Annotated in this window: 19 protein-coding genes and 1 tRNA gene; 7 read left to right on the top strand and 13 right to left on the bottom strand. The window is 69.7% G+C overall.

Going from position 1 to position 18,645, the window contains the following annotated elements:
• Window positions 1–84: 84 nt before the first annotated feature.
• Window positions 85–831, bottom strand: a complete 747-nt coding sequence (locus N865_RS10895; protein WP_034805433.1) for a dienelactone hydrolase family protein — start codon at window positions 829–831, stop codon at window positions 85–87.
• 97 nt (window positions 832–928) lie between these two features.
• Between N865_RS10895 and N865_RS10890 the strand changes: the two genes are divergently transcribed.
• From N865_RS10890 to N865_RS10880, 3 genes are all read left to right on the top strand, one after another.
• A complete protein-coding gene (locus N865_RS10890) occupies window positions 929–1,780 on the top strand; it encodes a CPBP family intramembrane glutamic endopeptidase (protein WP_084328143.1) in 852 nt (283 codons plus the stop codon).
• A 95-nt stretch (window positions 1,781–1,875) separates the two neighbouring features.
• Complete coding sequence (locus N865_RS10885; protein WP_034805430.1) at window positions 1,876–3,459, top strand: dolichyl-phosphate-mannose--protein mannosyltransferase; 1,584 nt, start codon at window positions 1,876–1,878, stop codon at window positions 3,457–3,459.
• A gap of 107 nt (window positions 3,460–3,566) precedes the next feature.
• Window positions 3,567–3,642: transfer RNA gene (locus N865_RS10880), tRNA-Ala, on the top strand.
• Between the two features lie 264 nt (window positions 3,643–3,906).
• Here N865_RS10880 and N865_RS10875 read toward each other — a convergent pair.
• The 5 genes from N865_RS10875 to N865_RS10855 form a co-directional block, all read right to left on the bottom strand.
• Window positions 3,907–4,272: a hypothetical protein gene (locus tag N865_RS10875; RefSeq protein ID WP_034805428.1), complete on the bottom strand. Its 366-nt coding sequence runs from the start codon at window positions 4,270–4,272 to the stop codon at window positions 3,907–3,909.
• A complete protein-coding gene (locus N865_RS21775) occupies window positions 4,269–4,775 on the bottom strand; it encodes a DUF6232 family protein (RefSeq protein ID WP_157557658.1) in 507 nt (168 codons plus the stop codon). The genes N865_RS10875 and N865_RS21775 overlap by 4 nt, the downstream gene beginning before the upstream one ends.
• A gap of 291 nt (window positions 4,776–5,066) precedes the next feature.
• On the bottom strand, window positions 5,067–5,696 hold the full coding sequence (locus N865_RS10865) for a hypothetical protein (protein ID WP_051510471.1): 630 nt from the start codon (window positions 5,694–5,696) through the stop codon (window positions 5,067–5,069).
• A gap of 166 nt (window positions 5,697–5,862) precedes the next feature.
• Window positions 5,863–8,142 (bottom strand): lysylphosphatidylglycerol synthase transmembrane domain-containing protein, encoded by a 2,280-nt coding sequence (locus N865_RS10860; protein ID WP_157557657.1) that lies wholly within the window; start codon window positions 8,140–8,142, stop codon window positions 5,863–5,865.
• Between the two features lie 308 nt (window positions 8,143–8,450).
• The gene (locus N865_RS10855) at window positions 8,451–8,795 is read right to left on the bottom strand and encodes an ArsR/SmtB family transcription factor (protein ID WP_034805542.1); all 345 of its coding nucleotides are present in this window, start codon (window positions 8,793–8,795) and stop codon (window positions 8,451–8,453) included.
• 106 nt (window positions 8,796–8,901) lie between these two features.
• Between N865_RS10855 and N865_RS10850 the strand changes: the two genes are divergently transcribed.
• The 3 genes from N865_RS10850 (at window position 8,902) to N865_RS10840 (ending at window position 10,255) form a co-directional block, all read left to right on the top strand.
• Complete coding sequence (locus N865_RS10850; RefSeq protein WP_034805423.1) at window positions 8,902–9,342, top strand: ArsI/CadI family heavy metal resistance metalloenzyme; 441 nt, start codon at window positions 8,902–8,904, stop codon at window positions 9,340–9,342.
• A gap of 104 nt (window positions 9,343–9,446) precedes the next feature.
• Window positions 9,447–9,788, top strand: a complete 342-nt coding sequence (locus N865_RS10845) for a DUF2200 domain-containing protein (RefSeq protein WP_034805421.1) — start codon at window positions 9,447–9,449, stop codon at window positions 9,786–9,788.
• Between the two features lie 62 nt (window positions 9,789–9,850).
• The gene (locus N865_RS10840; protein ID WP_169735736.1) at window positions 9,851–10,255 is read left to right on the top strand and encodes a nuclear transport factor 2 family protein; all 405 of its coding nucleotides are present in this window, start codon (window positions 9,851–9,853) and stop codon (window positions 10,253–10,255) included.
• A 67-nt stretch (window positions 10,256–10,322) separates the two neighbouring features.
• Here the strand turns inward: N865_RS10840 and N865_RS10835 are convergent, their stop codons facing one another.
• From N865_RS10835 to N865_RS10805, 7 genes are read right to left on the bottom strand one after another with little or no spacing between them, the layout of a single operon-like run.
• Window positions 10,323–11,174, bottom strand: a complete 852-nt coding sequence (locus N865_RS10835; protein ID WP_051510458.1) for a PaaX family transcriptional regulator — start codon at window positions 11,172–11,174, stop codon at window positions 10,323–10,325.
• On the bottom strand, window positions 11,171–11,701 hold the full coding sequence (locus N865_RS10830; protein ID WP_211244892.1) for an acyl-CoA thioesterase: 531 nt from the start codon (window positions 11,699–11,701) through the stop codon (window positions 11,171–11,173). The genes N865_RS10835 and N865_RS10830 overlap by 4 nt, the downstream gene beginning before the upstream one ends.
• Window positions 11,698–14,073: a bifunctional salicylyl-CoA 5-hydroxylase/oxidoreductase gene (locus tag N865_RS10825; RefSeq protein WP_034805410.1), complete on the bottom strand. Its 2,376-nt coding sequence runs from the start codon at window positions 14,071–14,073 to the stop codon at window positions 11,698–11,700. The genes N865_RS10830 and N865_RS10825 overlap by 4 nt, the downstream gene beginning before the upstream one ends.
• Entirely contained in the window at window positions 14,070–15,734 is a 1,665-nt protein-coding gene (locus N865_RS10820) for an AMP-binding protein (RefSeq protein ID WP_034805408.1), read from the bottom strand. Before N865_RS10820 ends, N865_RS10825 begins: the two co-directional genes overlap by 4 nt.
• Window positions 15,731–16,651 carry an acyl-CoA thioesterase gene (locus tag N865_RS10815; RefSeq protein WP_084328141.1) on the bottom strand — a complete coding sequence of 307 codons (921 nt, stop codon included), beginning with the start codon at window positions 16,649–16,651 and terminating at the stop codon, window positions 15,731–15,733. Before N865_RS10815 ends, N865_RS10820 begins: the two co-directional genes overlap by 4 nt.
• Window positions 16,648–17,133, bottom strand: a complete 486-nt coding sequence (locus N865_RS10810) for a cupin domain-containing protein (RefSeq protein WP_034805405.1) — start codon at window positions 17,131–17,133, stop codon at window positions 16,648–16,650. The genes N865_RS10815 and N865_RS10810 overlap by 4 nt, the downstream gene beginning before the upstream one ends.
• Before the next feature lie 50 nt (window positions 17,134–17,183).
• The gene (locus N865_RS10805) at window positions 17,184–18,020 is read right to left on the bottom strand and encodes a fumarylacetoacetate hydrolase family protein (RefSeq protein ID WP_034805403.1); all 837 of its coding nucleotides are present in this window, start codon (window positions 18,018–18,020) and stop codon (window positions 17,184–17,186) included.
• Between the two features lie 174 nt (window positions 18,021–18,194).
• Between N865_RS10805 and N865_RS10800 the strand changes: the two genes are divergently transcribed.
• Window positions 18,195–18,626 carry a RidA family protein gene (locus tag N865_RS10800; RefSeq protein ID WP_034805400.1) on the top strand — a complete coding sequence of 144 codons (432 nt, stop codon included), beginning with the start codon at window positions 18,195–18,197 and terminating at the stop codon, window positions 18,624–18,626.
• The last annotated feature ends 19 nt before the right edge of the window (window positions 18,627–18,645 follow it).

The raw sequence follows: 18,645 nt of genomic DNA, 5'->3' as shown, positions 1-18,645 counted from the left end.
CCTCACACGATGAAGCCCCCGAGCCAACGGACGGTGTCCGCCGTCACACATTAAGGGCGCGCGGAGACTTCTTCCAGGGAAACCTCAGGAATCCATGCTACGAGCAGCGAGTCTTTCGGTGAGGAAGCCGACGACCCGCTCCACGGCGTCGGGGTGTCTGTGGTCGGTCAGGGTGGAGTGCCCATGCCCCTCGAGCTCGACGCGGATGAAGGCGTCGCCCAGTGCCTTGCTCAGCGTGTCGAACCGGGTCCCGGTCACCCAGTCGTGGCGGTAGCGGACGCCGAGCACGGGGCACCCCTCCCTCGCGCGCCTCGCGACCACCGCGAGGTCGTCCGGCGTGAGGTTGACGTCGGCGGCGCGCCGCGGGCCGAGCGGGATGGGTGCCGCGGGCTGGGCGACGACGGGTGCGATGACGACCGGGTCGAGCATCATCGCGAGGGCGAAGCCGCCCGTGACGCACATCCCGACCGCGCCTACCCCAGGTCCGCCGACGTGGGCGTGGAGCTCCCGCGCCAGGCTGCGCAGCCACTCGGCGAGCGGGGCCGTGCGACCGGTCCCGAGCATCGTGAACTCCCGCGTGACGCACAGCCGCGGGATGACGCGGGCGCCCTCCCACGTTCGCGGGGGCGCGTGCGAGCTCCCGAAGAGGTGCGGCATGACGACCGTGAAGCCGTGGCCGACGAGCTCATCACCGAAGGCGATGACCTCGGGCGTCAGGCCCGGGCTCTCGTGCATGACGACGACGCCGGGACCGGAGCCGCGACGATACGTCGGATAGGTCAACCCGTCCGCCGAGTGCGTTCCCGCCTCCCACTCTGCGAGGAGGCTCACGCGGACACGTCCCTGGTCATGAACCGACCCTAGGGGTCCGGGGGCCGTCGCGCCCGAGGCGCCGCGGAAAGTGGGGGCGCGAAAGTACAGTGGCGCCATGTCGCCCATCCCGGAGAGCCCACCACGCCGGTGGTATGCCGCTGGGCTCGCCCCGTCGGACCGTGACCCGATTGCGGTGGCGGGCGAGACGCACCGGCGCGGCCTGCGGACCGAGACGCTTCTCGTGCTCGGCGTCAGCCTCGGCGCATCCGCGGTGTGGGCGGTCCTCAGCATCATCGAGAAGCTGACCCGGCCCATTCCGCTCTCGAAGCAGACGACGGCGATGAACCAGTCGGCGACGCCCGACCGCCCGTGGCTCGACCTCGCTTACCAGCTCGCCGGCATCGCCCTGCCGCTCGTGGCGGTCCTCCTTGCCCTCTACCTGCTCAACCGGATCCACCGGCCGAGCGTCGAGCTGCGCGCGGCGCGGTTCATCGGGTTCGACCGGAGCGAGCCCGGCCGCGACGCGCTGCGCGGGCTCGGGCTCGCCGCCCTCATCGGCATCCCGGGCCTCGCCTTCTACTTCCTCGCCAAGGCGATCGGCATCAACACCCAGGTGTCGGCGGCCAACCTGACCGCCGTCTGGTGGTCCGGGCCCGTCCTCGTCCTGGCGGCGATCGAGAACGCCCTGCTCGAAGAGGTCATCATGGTCGGCTACCTCTTCACGCGCTGGCGCCAGATCGGGTGGTCCTGGCCGCTCGTCATGGGCGTGTCGGCGGTGATCCGCGGCAGCTACCACCTCTACCAGGGGTTCGGGGGGTTCGCAGGCAACATCGTCATGGGTCTCGTGCTCGGCCTCGTCTTCATCCGGACCCGCCGGGTGATGCCGCTCGTCGTCTGCCATGCGGTCCTCGACACCGTCGCCTTCGTCGGCTACTCGGTGCTGCGGGCCCGCGGCGTCAGCATCTGACCCGGCCCAGCGGCATACGGGCGGGTCGTGCATCTCGCAACTCAGGGGACGAACACGGACACGACCACCCAGTTCCGCTGCATACGATGTCGCCCATGAACTCGGCCCCGCAGGTGCGCGCTCGCCTGCTCGGGGACCCGAGGGAGGACTTCCGGGCGACCCGTCGCGGGGCCTGGCTGGGGTGGGTCGGCCCGCTCTTCTTCACTGCCGTCGGCGGCTTCATGCGCTTCTGGCACGTGGGGGCGCCGCACCAGCTCGTGTTCGACGAGACGTACTACGTCAAGCAGGGCTGGTCGATGGTCCTCTACTGGTTCGAGATGAAGGTCGACCCGGTCCTCGAGAACGCTAAGCAGGTCGACCAGCACTTCACGGCCAACGACCCGTTCGTGTGGGGCACCGAGGGCGACTTCGTCGTCCACCCGCCCGTCGGGAAGTGGCTCATCGGGTGGGGCGAGACTCCGTTCGGGATCCTCAACTCGTTCGGGTGGCGCTTCGCCGTCGCGCTCGCGGGGACGATCTCGATCTTCATGCTCGGACGGGTCGCGCGCCGGCTCTTCCGCTCCGACCTCATGGGGACCGTCGCCGCGGCCCTACTCGCCTTCGAGGGGCACCACTTCGTCCACTCGCGCACGGGCCTGCTCGACATCTTCGTCATGTTCTTCGGGCTCGCCGCGTTCGGCGCCCTGCTCATCGACCGCGACAAGGCCCGCGAGGTCATGGTCCGGGCGGTCGCCGGGCGCTCCCGCGCCGACCTCTCGTGGTTCGGTCCCTGGCTCGGCTGGCGGCCCTGGCGGTGGGTCGCCGGGATCATGCTCGGCCTCTCCGCCGGCGTGAAGTGGTCGGGCCTCTACTTCCTCGTCTTCTTCGGCCTGCTCACCGTCTTCTGGGACATCGGCGCGCGGCGGGCCGCGGGCGTGCGCGGCTGGGCGGCCGGCGGGCTCCTCAAGGACGGCCCGTATGCCGCCCTGCAGGTCATCGGGGCGGCCTTCGTCACCTATGTGGCGAGCTGGACGGGCTGGATCCTGACGAAGGGCGGGTCGTTCCGCACCTGGGCGGAGACGAACCCGTCGAAGGACTACGGGTGGCTCCCCGACTGGTGGCGCTCGCTGTGGGCCTACCACCAGCAGATGTACGCCTCGACCCAGTCGATCAACTCGCCGCACCCCTACCAGACGAGCCCGTGGTCGTGGCTCATCCAGGGGCGGCCCACCTCCTTCTTCTACGAGGGGCCGAAGAAGGGCGCCGACGGCTGCCTGGTCGACCAGTGCAGCAAGGCGATCACCTCGATCGGCACGGTGTCGATCTGGTGGGGCGCGACCCTCGCGATCTTCGTCCTGCTCTTCATGTGGGCGCTGCGGCGCGACTGGCGGGCCGGCGCGATCCTCTGCGGCCTGTTCGCCGGCTACCTGCCGTGGTTCTTCCTCGCGAACCGGACGATCTACTCGTTCTACGAGGTGGCTTTCGTGCCGTGGGTCGTGCTCGCCTGCGTCTACGCCCTCGGCATGATCCTCGGGGGGCGGGACGTCTCGCCGACCCGCCGCCGCGTGGGCCTTGCAGTGATCGGTGGCTTCGTTCTGCTGACGATGGCACTGTTCGCGTTCTTCCATCCGATCTACGTCGCCGACGTCATCCCGCTGCAGGAGTGGCAGCGCCGAATGTGGTTCCCCAGCTGGGTCTGACGGGCCTCGCTCACGGGGCTCCTCGAGGTGCCGTCGGTGGGTGCGCAGGTCCCCCTCGCCCCGGTTTTCACCTCGGGCTGGGGTGGTGTTAGAGTCCTGCTGCACAAGGGGCTGTGGCGCAGTTGGTAGCGCGTCTCGTTCGCAATGAGAAGGTCAGGGGTTCGAATCCCCTCAGCTCCACCAACGTGCAGAAGGACCGGACACGCTTTTCGTCCGGTCCTTCTGCACGTTCCGGATGTGTATGGGGGGATTCGGGAGGAGGAGCGAGGAACGAGCGACGACGGCTCCCCTCAGCTCCACCGACGCTAGTGAGGACCAGGCACGCTTTTCGTCCGGTCCTTCTTCACGTTGGTGGATGTGTACGGGGGGATTCGGGAGGCGGAGGGTCACCTTCGGCGCTATGTCCGAGTGCCCGGCCGCGGCAACCCGACGCAGCCGGCAGTCGTGTCACGAGCTGAGCGCCGACATGAGAGCCTTCACCGCCAGGACGACTGGGGCGCCGACACCTCCGACGAGTGACGCCACCCCCGCAATGGCGTTCAGCGCGCTCCGTGCAATGGAGCGGTCCGAGCCTGCCGCCTTCACGGTCGCGACGTTCTGGTCGACGATCGCCTGGTCCTCCCGCGACAACAGGCCTCGCAGTTGCGCGACGGCGATCTCAAGGTCGCGTACGGCAGCCGCCGGCAGGACCGCGGACTGGGTCGTGGCATCCCGGATCGTCACCTTGTTCCGACCGCCCCTCTGGCCGATGGTCGCGCCGGCGCCAATGGTCGCGCCTGCAAAGTTGAACGTGGTGTCGTCGTCGGTACTCATATGGTCACCTTGTTTCGTCCGCCGCTCTGGCCGATGTTGGCGCCCGCGCCGATGGTTGCCCCCGCGAAGCTGAAGGTCGTGAGGTGCTGCTCGAACTTCTGCTTCGGGTTCTGGATCGCGGCCACCACGTCGTTGACGAGGCCGTCGATCTTGCGCCGGTCCGGGTTGACCACGGCCGCCTGCGCGCTCCCTGATGTGTCGAGGAGCATGGCCCAATGCTTGCGGGCGAAGAGCACAGGCAAGAGGAACAGGGTCCGCAGACACAGGAGGCCCAGGACGACATAGCCGACGAGCCGTGTCATCTCGCTGTGACTTATCCCGTCGAGGCGCACGTCGTCCTTGACGACATACGCCGCAGCGGCCAGTGCGGCGATGAGCATGCAGTGCACGAGCCACCTCATGACGGCACTGCCCTTGCGCCAGTGGATCTCCACGGTCTCAGCGCGTGCGATGTTGCGCAGCGGGTACGCCGCCTTCCCGATCCACAGAATGCCGTCGTCCACCCTGACGACGATGTCCTTTCCCGTTCCGACCACTCGAACCGCCTCCTCCCGTGAGGCTTGAGGACTGGTACGTGGAGGCAGAGCCGCGCGAGAGGTGCTGTGATACGACGGTTCACCGTGGCGTCGGCCGCCCTTCGGGAACCGGTGATGACGCGGAAATCCTCGACGGCTCCCGTGGACCGGCCGTAGTCGTCCCGCCCTCAACTCCCGATCGTTCGCCTGACAGCATGGCCTCACCCGCTGGCGTCACGGCACGAGAATCGTGGCCGCACGCCACGCCAGGTTGGACACCTAGCACGGTCTCAAGCCCAGCGACCCTTGTTCCGCGCGTGCTTTGATCCCGGTGAGCATTCCGGTCTCCATGTAGTGGTGCAGAAGGTCACCGACGAAGAAGTCCAGCGCCCGGGCGGCGAGGTCGACGCCGGGGACACGCAGGAACGCAAGCCGGACGAGCCGGGGCACTGGTCCGGCATCCGGTCTGATGGCATGCGCCGCCGGGGAAAGGAAGCCCATGCCGCGGTAACGGGTGATCAGCCGCGTCCTGCCTCCGGGCAGCGGCCGCAGCACGAAGGTCTCCTGTGCGACCAAGTACTCGTGCGGTTTGACCTCCGAGACGGGCGCGAACGCACCGGCGCCCATCGGCACGGTGTCTCCGACCTTCAGCGACGCCACCTCCGGGTGGATCCGGGTCGCCGAATGGCGCCCTTCGATGTAGCGAGCGCGGAACATCAGCCGCTCCAGCCAGTCATGGCTGTAGAACCCGCCGCGGCCGATGCCCATCTGCATCAGCCAGGGCCAAACCTGCTCAGGGGGCGCCTCGATCGTGATCGCCCGCGTGCTCTGCACTCGTGGGTTCGGGGTGTGCTCGTCCCCGGGTAGCGTCTCGCTCGCCTCGACGCTGGTCGCGCCCCACAGCAGCATCCTGGGTCTCCAAAGAAGGTAGGCCCCGATCTCCGCGGCGAGCGCACCCCCTGCCAACCAGTACACCTGTCGGCGACTCATCGAGAGCACCTCACTTCGGGAACAGGTCCAACCTTCCACCTGATTGTCCGCGCGGCTGCTCTGGTCGCTAGGGCCGAAGGTCCGGTCAGAGGTAGTCGTTCTTGCGCAGCCAGAAGATGGCCGGGTAGCCCCAGACCGGCGGCAGGTATGCCGTGATGAGTCGGTAGGCGAAGGTGGCGGGCACGGCCTGCTCCTGCGGGACGCCAGCGGCCATGAGTCCGGTGATGATCGCGCCCTCCATGACGCCCATGCCACCGGGAATGGGCGCGAGCCCGCCGAGTAGCGACGCGGCGGTGTTGACCAGGATCAGCACCCAGACGGAGACGGAGGCTCCGTATGCGTGCAGGCACAGACCGAGGCTCCACGCGAAGAGGATCTGGCTGCACAGGTTCGCACCGAACAGCCGCTGCAGCTTGTTGGGCCGGCTCGCGATGTCGCGCAGGTTGTCGCGCACGACCTCGTACTGTGGCTTGGCCTTGTCGACCACCTGCCGACGGAACCGGGGACGCAGCGCCAACAGCCCGGCGACGACTCCGGCGAGCACGAGGGCGCCGAGCAGCACCCAGAGCAGCGTGCCGTTCCCACCGCTGGTGCCCGCAGTGCCGCCCGAGCTGGCCTGGAGGTTCTCGAGGGAGAACGAGCCCCATGCGAAAAGCGCCGCGATCAGCGAGAGCACGATCTGCACGGCAAAGCCTGCCAGGCTGCACAGCACCCCGGAGCTGACCGCGACGGAGGCGCCGAGGCCCTCCTTTTGGAAGTAGCGCACCGAGGCCGCGGTGATCGCCACCGTGCCACCGACGAGCCCGAAGAAGCCGTCAGCCAGCCGGAGCAGGACCAGCGGTCGGATGCGCAACATCGCGGCGACGGCACCGCTCATCGCGATGGCCTGGGTGAAGTTGGGAGTGACCCCGACGATGAAGGCCCCCACGATCCAGCCCCAGCTCGCCGACAGGACCGTCTGCCAGAGGTCCTCGAAACCCGAGAACTGCCCGATGAGCAGCCAGAGGCCCAGCAAGGTGCCGGCCGCCATGAGCACGCTGCTGGCCTTGATCCGGCGAACCTCGGCAAGCTCGGCCGACTCGATGTCGAGGGCGCTGGTCAGCCGCTGACGGAGGTCCTTGAGCAGAGAGGACTTGCGCCCCGGCCGAGCGCCCGAGGGCAACGCGGCCGGCTGGACCATCGACAGGACCTCTCCGAGCTGCTCGTCGTCCAGGACTCGGCGACACGACGCGACGGCACGGTCGGCACCGACAACCTGTGCGCTCACCACGAGGCAGGCGGCCCGGTCGGCCGCCAGATCGCGAGCGGTCGAGACGACCGAGCCGCCCGGCAGGTTGCGCAACGTCCACGAGACGCCGTCGGTGGCCACCGAGTCGGCCGTGATCGCGCCGTGGGAGACGCCCGCCAGTCCGAATCTGACCAGGAGCCGCCACAGGTCGTCGAGCAAAGGGTCGTCGACCTCGTCTCCGACGAGATCGACAAGCGTCCGACCTGGGTCGAGGGTGGTCACGACGACGGCGTCTTCGGCGCTCCCGGCCAGCCCGGCAGCCACGATGGTCGCGGAGGATGCACCCACCTCGCTTGCCCGCATCGTGACGGCGAGGTGATGCTCGAGGTTCTGCAAACGGGTGAGCGGCACCGGCATCCGTGAGCTGCGGTACCAGAGGAACCGCAACAACCGCGACAGCACCTGCGCATCGACCGTGCTGCGCTGGTAAACCCAGATCTCCACGCTCCCCGAGTCGGACTGTGCGTGAAACCGTTCAGCCATGCCGTTGCGTGGCGACCGGGCATGCTTCGCGCCCGTGACCGCCACCCCCAGCTCGCGCGCGAGGGCCGCAGCCTCGTCGGGGGTGACGGTCGGGATGTCACGGCCGACGACCAACCGCCAGGCGCAGCCTGTCGCGTAGCCGATCGCCGCGGTCACGATGAGCGACGGGACGGGAATCGTCGTGAAGAGCAGCAGGTACACGGCGGCCGTCAGCTCGCCGAGGGCGAGAGCCCGGTGCAGCGGCCCCAGGCCGGCCGGCCAGAGAGCGGCGGTCGCCGCGATCCCCGTCATCCATCCGATGGCGGCCATCGTGTCCGCGTCTGACGCCGTTCCGATGACGACCAGTGCCGCAGCCACGGCCCCGAGCCCGGCGGACAGCCCCAGAAGCCAGCGCCCCTGCCGAATGGCCAGAACCACCAGGGCGACCCCCGTACCGGTGAGCGTCAACAGCAGCGTCGCAGCGAGCAGGGTCCCGACCCATACCCCCGACAGCGACCAACCCGAGCCGCCGAGGTCCCCGATCGCCCACCATGTCAGGGCCGCGCCCAACAGCGCTACGACACAGCGGACGCCGTCGAGGGGCGAGCGGAACACACCACGAGAAGGGGCGCCGCTTCGCAGAACTGCGCCCGCCCACCGGTCGAGCACACGCGGCCGACCCGGTTGGCCATCCGCCGACACTGCCATCGCGCCCATGCTCGACACCGCCTTTCCCAAGGATTATGGCGATGGGACCACCCACGCGGCAGGCGACTCGCCCACTCCGGCCGCAACGCGCTTCGACGCGCCGGTCACAGCGCCGCCGAACTCAGACGGCGCTCCCCCGTCGCGCTCCGAGGTAGAGGACGGCTGCGACGAGGACTGCGGTCCCAACGACGGCAGCGCGACCTGTTGCCACGGGCTCACGTGGTGGTGTCGGAGATGAGCGCGGCCAGTGACGACATGGCCGATGGGCTCGATCGGTAGTAGACCCAGACGCCACGCTTCTCGCGCTCGAGCAGGCCCGCCCCGTGCAGCACCTTGAGGTGGTGGCTGATCGTCGGCTGCGAGAGCTCGAACGCGTCGTTGAGGTCGCACACGCAGGCTTCGCCACCCTCGTGGGAGGCGACCAGTGAGAGTAGCCGAAGGCGCACGGGGTCGGCCAGGGCCTTGAGCATCGGCACGATCCGCTCTGCCGCCTCCTGGCTCAGGGGCTCTCGGTTCAACGGGAGACAGCACGCGACGGCCTCGACGGGGGTGAGGGCCATGATCGAAGAGTTCGACACACGTCGATATTGACAGGTGTCGATGGCTATGGCAACGTCGGCCTGAGAAGACTTCGACAACCATCGATATATTCCGAAGGAGACTCTCATGAGCCGCGTCCAGCTCGCCCTCAACGTCGACGACCTCGACCAGTCGATCGCGTTCTACTCCGTCCTGTTCGGCACCGAGCCGGCCAAGGTGCGTCCGGGCTACGCCAACTTCGCCGTGGCCGAGCCGCCCCTCAAGCTCGTGCTCATCGAGAACCCGGGCCACGGCGGCACCATCAACCACCTCGGTGTCGAGGTCGCAGACGTCGACTCCGTCGACGCGGAGCAGACACGACTGGCCACGCATGGGATGGCCACCATCGATGAGCGAGGCACGACGTGCTGCTACGCCAAGCAGGACAAGTTCTGGGTCCAGGGCGCGCCCGACGCCGAACGGTGGGAGGTCTACACCGTCCTCGCGGACAGCCCCACCTTCCGTGCCGAGCCCACCAACGAGACCAGCGCATGCTGCATCGCGAATGCGACCCAGACGCAGCCGTGACCCTCGGCGCCGCGCCCAGCTCCTGCTGCTGACGCTGCGAGCGAGCGTCGTGCCACGGTCCCGCCTCATCCCTGAGGGGGCACGCTCGGTCTACGCTGCCGAGGATGAGCCGAATCTTCACGACCAGTTTCGCCTCGGTGTATCCCCACTACGTGACCAAGGTGGAGAAGAAGGGCCGTACGAAGGACGAGCTGGATGCGGTCATCGAATGGCTTACCGGCTTCGACGAGTCGGCGTTGGCCGCCCACCTCGACGCCGGGACGACCTTCGAGGACTTCTTCGACGAGGCACACCTCAACCCGCGCGCGTCATTGATCACCGGCGTGGTGTGCGGCGTGCGCGTCGAGGAGGTCGAGGACCCGCTGATGCAGAAGATCCGCTACCTCGACAAGCTCGTCGACGAGCTCGCCAAGGGCAAGTCGCTGGAGAAGGTCCTGCGCACGTGACACCTGACGGAGTCGAGGCGTTGGAGCGCCGCGGTATCGAGATTTACGGCACGATGCTCGCCATGACCGAGACGACCGGCACGTTCGACGCGAAGGATATGACCGAGGCACTCCAGGAGGGCGTCAGGCGCCGTGATCGGCACTACCTCGACGCCGTCGTGAGCGATCGGATGATCTGGGTGATGCCGCTCGCGGACAACGAGCGATCCAAGCAGGAGTGGATCGAGGCGAGCTGCTCGGTCACCTGGAACTGGTTCGAGGTCGACACCCGGCGCGTTCTCGAGATCGGCGACGACGGCCGTCTCGTCGAGTCGTGGATCAGGCAGTCCCGGGAGCCCGTTGACGGCGAGGAGGCCACCAGTCCCGTCACGGCGACCGGAGTCGTCGTGGACGTCTGGGCGCGTGAGAACGGCACATGGCGGCTCGTCGCGCGGCACCCCCAGCGCGCGGACTCCGTGACGTCCTGAGCGCTCGACGGTGGGCGGTCCCTCGGCCGCGGGCGGGCCAGGCCTCGAGGGAGCCGCGGAATGGCCGTCAGGCGTCGGCGGGCCAGTGCGTCGCGGCATACGCCAGCGCGCGCTCGCCGAGCGTCTCGACGAGCCGCTCGAACAGCTCCCCCGCGGCGGGCGCGGACCAGTCCGGGGGAAGGACCTCCGGTGGGAGCCCGGGATCGCGGAAGGGCAGACGGCGCCACTCGTCGATGAGCCCGAGGTAGGCGACGAACGCCTGCGCGCCGTCGAGGCACTGGCCGCCGTCCAGCGCCGCGCGGACGCCGGAGTGGCGCGCGATGAACTCCCGATACCTGGCGTCGATGTCCTCGAGGTCCCAGCTCTGCGCGAGCAGCCGCATGAGGTCCTGGCCACCGGCGTAGTCCCCGACGAAGAGCGCGCACCGCTGCGTCAGACCCAGCTCGTCGATCGCCTGCACCGCGGCGTCTCGCATCCGCGCGGGCGCGATCCAGACGCCCGCCCCGGCGTTGCCGAAGCCGAGCGACGTCAGGTGCGATCTCAGCTGGTGGCGCTTGGTGCGGGCTGACTCGGGCACGGAGAAGGTGAAGATGCACCACCCGTCACTAAGATCGGCGGGCTGCCTTGCGTGCCAGACGATCTCGTCGCCGGCGCTCAACGCCTTCAGCGCGGTCTGCGTCAGGGCATATCCCCGTATGCCGTCCCGAGCCTCCGACTCCAGCCACCCTCGGCGGGTGAGCCGGAACACCGCCGTCCGGACGCTGGGGGCGTCGAGGCCGAGCTGCGTGACGAGGTCGACGGCGCCGCCGATCGGCATCCAGCTGCCCATCGGGCGCACGATCGCACCGAGGAAGCTGACCACGACCGTGCGCGACCGCTGCGCCGGCGCGGCGGGCCCCTCGTCGTGGTGGTCGCTCATCCGGGTGATTGTGCCGGATCGGGGCCGGGCTCCTCGGACGCGTCCGTCAGCGCCGCCACCCAGGCGGCCGGCCAGGGAGCGCTGCGGAGGTCAGCGTCGGGCTGTCCCGTGACGTGCACGGTGACGTAGCGGCCGTGGGCCGCGCGCACCCGTGGTCTTCCCCCGAACGGATCCCCCCAGATCTCGAAGTGGAAGGTCATCGAGCGCTCTCCGAGCTCGGCGAGCTCGACGACAGCGGTGATGTCCTGGCCGAAGCGCAGGGGAGCGTCGAAGCTGGCCTCGTAGCGCACTCTCGGGGCCACCGGGAAGTAGCCGTCGATCCCTCGGTCGGCGAACAGTGCTGCCTCCGCCGCCTCGACGAACCGCGCGACCGTCGTGTTGTGATAGATCCCGGAGGCATCGGTGTCGATCCACTGGACCTTGGTGCGGAGGACCCCCGTCGCCACGGCAGAAGGACCCGCCACCGGCTCGCCGGGGGTGCTGCCGACGGCCGGCCCGTCGGGAGCGGACCGGCCGCCGATGCTCACACCGCCACCTGGTCGCGGTGCGGCTGCCAGCGCACGTGCACCCGGTCGGCCGCCCCTTCGCGGAGCAGCGACAGCCGGGGCGGGATCTTCTCGGTGCGCGACGTCGGCGGCCGCCGTCTGCCGGCTCGCCACTGGACGGGCCAGTCGGCGGCGGCTCCGAGGTACTCCTGCTCCGCCGCCGCGTGGAGGGTCCAGTTCGGGTCGTAGAGGTGGGTCCGGCCGAGCGCACACAGGTCTGCACGCCCCGCGAGCAGGATCGAGTTCACGTCGTCGTACGACGAGATGGCGCCGACTGCGATCACCGCCACGTCCGCCTCGGCCGCGACCTCGTGCCTGATCCGGTCGGCGAACGGCGTCTGGTACGAGCGTCCGAACGCCGGCTGCTCGTCCTTGGTCACCTGTCCGGTCGAGACGTCGATGGCGGCCGCGCCGTGGGCGATGAACGCGCGGGCGATCCCGACGGCGTCGTCGGCGGTGTTGCCGTCCGGCACCCAGTCGGTCGCCGAGATGCGAACCGTCACTGGGATGGTCGCCGGGACGACCTCGCGGACGGCGTCGAAGACCTCGAGCGGGAAGCGGAGCCGGTTCTCCAGGCTGCCGCCGAGCTCGTCCGTGCGCTGGTTGGACACGGGCGACAGGAAGGAGGACAGGAGGTAACCGTGCGCCGCGTGGATCTCCACGAGGTCGAAGCCGGCCTCGACGCCCCGGCGCGCCGCCCCGACGAAGTCGGCGACGACCTGGTCGAGGTCGGCCCGGGTGGCCTCGGCGGGCAGGTGGGAGCCCTCGCCGTACGGCAGGGCCGACGGGCCGATGACATCCCAGTTGCCTGACTCCAGGGGCTCGTCCATGCCCTCCCACATGAGCTTCGTCGAGCCCTTGCGCCCCGAGTGGCCCAGCTGGAGGCCGATCTTGGCGGTGGTCTGGCCGTGCACGAAGTCGACGACCCGCGTCCAGGCCTCCCGCTGCTCGTCGTTCCACAGTCCCGGGCAGCCGAGCGTGATCCTCCCCTCCGGCGACACGCACGTCATCTCGGTCATGACGAGGCCCGCTCCGCCCAGCGCCTTCGAGCCGAGGTGCACGAGGTGGAACTCCCCGGGGACACCGTCGACCGCGCAGTACATGTCCATCGGCGACACGATGATCCGGTTCTTCAGCTCCAGGGGCCCGATCCGTGCGGGCTGGAACATCGCCGGAGTGACTTGAGTCGAGCCCTGCTGGCGCGCGAACTCCGCCTCCATCCGCGCCGCGAACTCCTCGTCGCGCTCCTTGAGGTTCTCGAAGGTGATCCGGCGCGACCGCGTCAGGAGGTTGAAGACGAACTGCGAAGGGTCCTGACCGGCATACATCCCGATGTTCTCGAACCACTCGAGGGACGCCTGCGCGGCGCGCTGCGTGGACTCGACGACGGGACGGCGCTCCGTCTCGTATGCCGTGAGGGCGGCCTCGACGCTGCCGTGCTCGTGGAGGCACGCCGCGAGCGCCAGCGCGTCCTCCATGGCGAGCTTGGTGCCCGAGCCGATCGAGAAGTGCGCCGTGTGGGCGGCGTCACCGAGCAGCACGACGTTGCCGCTGTGCCAGCGCTCGTTGCGCACGGTGTGGAAGCTCAGCCACTTGGAGTTGTTGGTCAGGACCTGGTGCCCCTTGAGCTCGTCGCGGAAGATCTCCCTGACTCGCTCGACGGCATACTCGTCCGAGACCCCCGGTGGGAAGGCGTCATGCTCCGTCGTGTCGAAACCGGCACGACGCCAGACGTCCTCGTGCATCTCGACGATGAAGGTCGAGCCCTGGTCCGAGTAGGGGTAGCCGTGGATCTGCATCGTCCCCCACTCCGTGTTGCGGACGATGAACTGGAACGCCTCGAAGACCAGGTCGGTGCCGAACCAGATGTACTTGTTGTGCCGGCGGTCGAGCGTCGGCCGGAAGACGTCGGCGCACGCGGTGCGGATCACCGAGTTCAGGCCGTCGGCCGCGATGACGAGGTCGTACCCGTTGCGCAGCTCCTCGACGTCCGGCGCCACCGTGCGGTAGTGGACGGTGACCCCGAGCTGGGCCGCGCGCTGCTGGAGGATCTGGAGGAGCTCCTTGCGGCTCATCGCCGCGAACCCCTGTCCGCCGATGGTGAACTCGTGGCCGTCGACGTCGACGTCGATGTCGGTCCAGCGAGCGAACCGGCGCTCCATGCGGCTGTAGATCTCGGTGTCTGCGCTCTCGATCCCCCCGAGGGTCTCGTCGGAGAACACGACGCCGAAGCCGAACGTGTCGTCCGGTGCGTTGCGCTCCCACACGGTCACGTCGTGGGACGGGTCGAGCTGCTTCATCAGCGCGGCGAAGTACAGGCCGCCCGGGCCTCCGCCCGCGATCGCGATCCTCATGAGCGGGCCGCCTCGTACTCGGCCTGGACCTGTCGTCGCAGCTGGTAGTGCTGGAGCTTGCCGCTCGTGTTCCGCGGGAGGGACTCGGTGAACCGGACGTCCCGGGGGTACTTGTAGGGGGCGATCTGCTGCTTGACGAAGTCCTGGATGTCCTTGGCCTTGGCGGCGTCTCCGGTGACGCCGTCCTTGAGCACGACGAAGGCGCAGACCACGGTCCCTCGCTCCGCGTCGGGGCGCGCGACGACGGCGCACTCCGCGACGTCGGGGTGACGGTCGATCGCCGCCTCGACCTCGGGCGCGGCGATGTTGTATCCGGACGACACGATCATGTTGTCCGTGCGGGCCCGGTAGTAGAAGTAGCCGTCCTCGTCGCGGACGAACGTGTCTCCGGTGACGTTCCAGCCGCCGACCACGTAGTCGAGCTGGCGCTCGTCGTCGAGGTAGCGGCAGCCGACGGGCCCGATCACGGCGAGACGGCCCTCGACGCCCGGAGGCACCTCGGCGCCGTCGTCGTCGAGGATGGTGGCGCGGTAGCCGGGCACCGCCTTACCGGTCGCGCCTGGCCGGATGTCCGCGCCGGCGGCGGAGATGAAGATGTGCAGCAGCTCGGTGGCGCCGATCCCGTCGATGACGGCGAGGCCGATCTCGTCCCGCAGCTGGCGCCACGTCTGCTCGGAGATGTGCTCCCCCGCGCTCACGGCGGAGCGGAGCCCGGCCAGCTGCCCGGCCTTTCCGACCGCGATGATCCGCTTGTATGCCGTCGGGGCCGTCGCGAGGACCGTCACGCCGTGCTCGGCGACGAGGTCGGCGAGCCCGTCCGGGGTGACCTGCTCGGCGAGCAGCGAGCTGGCGCCCGCGAGGAGGGGGAAGACGACGAGCATCCCGAGCCCGAACGTGAAGGCGAAGGGGGCGGAGCAGGCGACGACGTCGTCGGGCTGGAGCCGAAGGACGTTGCGGCCGAAGGTGTTGTCGATCGAGAGGATGTCGCGGTGGAAGTGCGTCGTGATCTTGGGGACGCCCGTGCTCCCCGAGGTGGGGCCGAAGAGCGCGACGTCGTCGGCGGCGGTCTCCACGTTGGTGAACTCCCCCGACTTGCCCGATGCGAGGGTCACGAGGTCGTCCGCGTCACCGGAACCGATCGACACGACACGCAGGTCCGGAGCGGACGTCTCGCGCACCTCCACCACGTCGGCGAGCGACCGGTGGTCGACGAGCGCGACGCTCGGGCGGCACTTGGCGACGACCGGGGCCAGCTCGCCGGCGCGGAGCGCGGCGAACGTCGCGGTGACGATCCCGCCGGCCTTGAGGATGCCGAGCCAGGCGGCGACGGTCCAGGGCGCGTTGGGCGCCCGCAGGAGCACCCGGTTGCCCGGGACCACGCCGAGGTCCTCGACGAGGACCTGGGCCACCTGGTTCGCCCGACGCAACAGGTCGCCGTAGGTCCACGTTGTCCCGTCGGGCGTGCGCAGCGCCGCGCGGTCGGCACCGAGCCGCGCCACCTGGTCGTCGATGAGGGCGGTCGCCGCGTTGAGACGGTCGGGGTACTGCAGCTCCTCGGTGGTGAACTCGAGGACCGGCCACCGGTCCGCGGGCGGCAGGTGGTCGCGCGCGAAGGTGTCGAGGTGGGCCGACGGGGTCAGTGCGGGTGCAACGGCGCTCATGACTGCCCTCCTTGGGCGAGGCGGATCATGCCCTCCTGGGCGACGGTGGCGAGGTGGGTGCCGTCGGATCCGAAGAGCCGGCCGGTGGCCAGGCCGCGGCCGTTCTCGGCGGCCTGCGCCTCCTGCGTGTAGAGGATCCAGCCGTCGACCGGTCCGGTCCGGTGGAACCACATCGCGTGGTCGAGGCTCGCCGTGACCAGGCCCGGGTCGGCCCACGCATGGCCCAGGACCCGGAGCAACGGCTCGAGGATCGTGTAGTCGCAGACGTAGGCGAGCGCCGCCTGGTCGCGCCCGGCGTCGCTGAGGCCGTCGACGGGGCGGAGCGCGTCGAACGGCCTCAGCCACACGGCCTGGTGAGCCTGCCGGTGCCCTTCGACGGTCAGGTACACCGGCCCCGGCACGTGGCGCATGTCGAAGCTGCGCCCCCCGCTCCAGTACGCCTTCGACGTGTCGGTCATCGTGCCGCCGGAACGCCCCTCGAGGTATGCCGCACTGCTCGGCAGGTCGTCAGGGCGCGGTAGCGCGTCAGGGAGCGGGACGGCATACGACCCTCCGGGCTCGCCGGCGGCGAAGTTCGCGAGGCACACGTAGACGGGTTTGCCGTTCTGGAAGCCGCGGACGTGCCGAGTGCTGTAGCCCCGGCCGTCGCGGAGCAGCTCGACCTCGTAGCGGACCTCCGCGCCGATGTCGATCGGCCGCAGGAAGTAGGAGTGCATCGAGTGCAGGCTCTTGCCATCGGTGACCGAGCGGATCGCGGCGACGGCAGCCTGCGCGACGGGGTCGCCTCCGTACGCCTTCGGCCACGGGCACTCCTGGGTCGTCGCCGAGAAGGCCAGGTCGTAGTGCTGCGCCTCGACCGGCGTGAGCGTCGCGGCAGCGGCGAACAGGGCCGGGGTGGGCATGGTCGCGACGGTCATGGACGGTCCACCCAGTCGCGCAGGTCGGTGTCGGCCACCTGCGGCAGGTTGACGACGATGTTCTCGGGCGTGCGCGCGGTCATCCACGTCAACGGCCGGTTGCGGTCGATGTTGCACTCGACGTGCGGCAGGAACGGCGGGACGAAGACCCAGTCGCCCTCCTCCATGTCGATGTAGTCCTCGAACAGCTCGCCGAAGTAGATCCGGGCCCGCCCGGACAGGACGTAGCCGCCTGTCTCCGCCTCACCGTGGTGGTGCGGGACCGACCGGTAGCCGGCCTCGTTGCTGACCTTGCCGAACCACAGCCTCGTCGCCGGCGTGTGCTGGATGCTGACGCCGGAGATGCGCGTCGCGCCGGCGGACTGCCCCGTGTCACCGGGCTCCTGGCCGGCGCGTGTGACGACGGGAACGACGAGACCGCTCGGCGCGGCATACATCGAGTTGTCGCCGACGAGGACGTACTTGCTGAGGTCCGGTTCCATGAGGGCTCCTCGCTGGGGTCGTGATGGGGTTCGGTGTGCTTGAGGTCGGTTCAGGCGGGGGTGGGGCTGTCGGCCGCGAAGCGGATCGTGGTGCGCAGCAGGCCGATCCCGGCCACCTCCGTCTCGACGACGTCGCCGTCCTCGAGGAAGCGTTGCGGATCCCTGGCGACGCCGACCCCGCCGGGCGTGCCGGTGAGGACCACGTCGCCCGGGCGCAGCGTGGTGAAGGTCGAGATGTAGGCAAGCGTCGTCGCAGCGTCGAAGACGAGGGTCGCGGTGGAGTCGCGCTGAACCTCCTCGCCGTTGATGCGACAGGTAATGTCGAGACCCGCAGCCGGGTCGACCTCGTCGGGCGTCACTACGACCGGGCCGACCGGGGTCGTGCGGTCCCAGGCCTTGCCCTGGAACCACTGGAGCGTGCGGTACTGCCAGTCGCGGACGCTCACGTCGTTGGCGACGGTGTACCCGGCGATCGCGCCGCGAGCGGTGTCGATGTCGGCTCCGCGCAGGGGCGCACCGACGACCACGGCGAGCTCTGCCTCCCAGTCGACCTGCAGGCCGGGCGGCAGGACGACGTCGTCGGAAGGCCCCGAGAGGGTGTCGGCGAACTTCGCGAAGAGCGTCGGGAACCGAGGCAGCTCACGTCCGGTCTCGAGGATGTGGTCGGCGTAGTTGAGGCCGCAGCAGATCACCTTCGTCGGCGAGGGCAGCGGGAGGACGGGGTGATGGTCCTCGAGCGCGGGGCCGGCCTGCCCTGCCGCCTGGGCGAGCGGCATACGCGCGAGCAGGGAGGACAGGTCCGTCGCGGGAAGAGCGCGCCAGCGGTCTCCGTCGAGGACTGCGGCCGTGGTCGAGCCCGAGGCGTCAGCGAGGGTGGCAAAGCGCATCCTGGCTCCTTCCGGACGACGTGCGCTCCTTCGCGCGATATTCGTCGATCGTAACGATCGTTGAGGGAGTGTCAATAGATTGCTACGGTGGGCGACGACAGCCCGCCGCCCTCCCGACCTGCCGTCCCGACCTGCCGTCCCGACCTGCCGTTCCCACTCGCTCGAGGAGCCTCGATGACCGCCGACCTGACGCCCGTCGCCGTCAACCCCGCGTCCCTGCCCGCCCCTCGCGGGTACTCGCACGGGACGCTGAGCGGCAACACGCTCTACCTCGGTGGGCAGACGGCCCTCGACGGGCAGATGAGGATCGTCCCGGGCGGCATCGTCGAGCAGTTCCGCCAGGCGTTCTCCAACGTGCTGGCGACGCTGTCGGAGGCCGGCGGCATCCCGTCCGACCTCGTCAGCATCACGATCTACCTCACCGACATCCCCGACTACCAGGCCCACGGCACGGAGATCGGCGAGGTCTGGCGTGAGCTCGCGGGACCGGTCTATCCCGCGATGGCCGGCATCGGCACGACGGCCCTGTGGCAGCCCGAGGCCATGATCGAGATCCTCGGCGTCGCCGTCATCCCCGACGAGCGGCTGGTTCGCCCGGGCGCCTGAGCGGCCGACGTGTCACTAG

The sequence above is a fragment of the Intrasporangium oryzae NRRL B-24470 genome, from assembly GCF_000576595.1.
Lineage (GTDB): Bacteria > Actinomycetota > Actinomycetes > Actinomycetales > Dermatophilaceae > Intrasporangium_C > Intrasporangium_C oryzae.
This window is presented reverse-complemented; position numbering and strand designations above follow the sequence as displayed.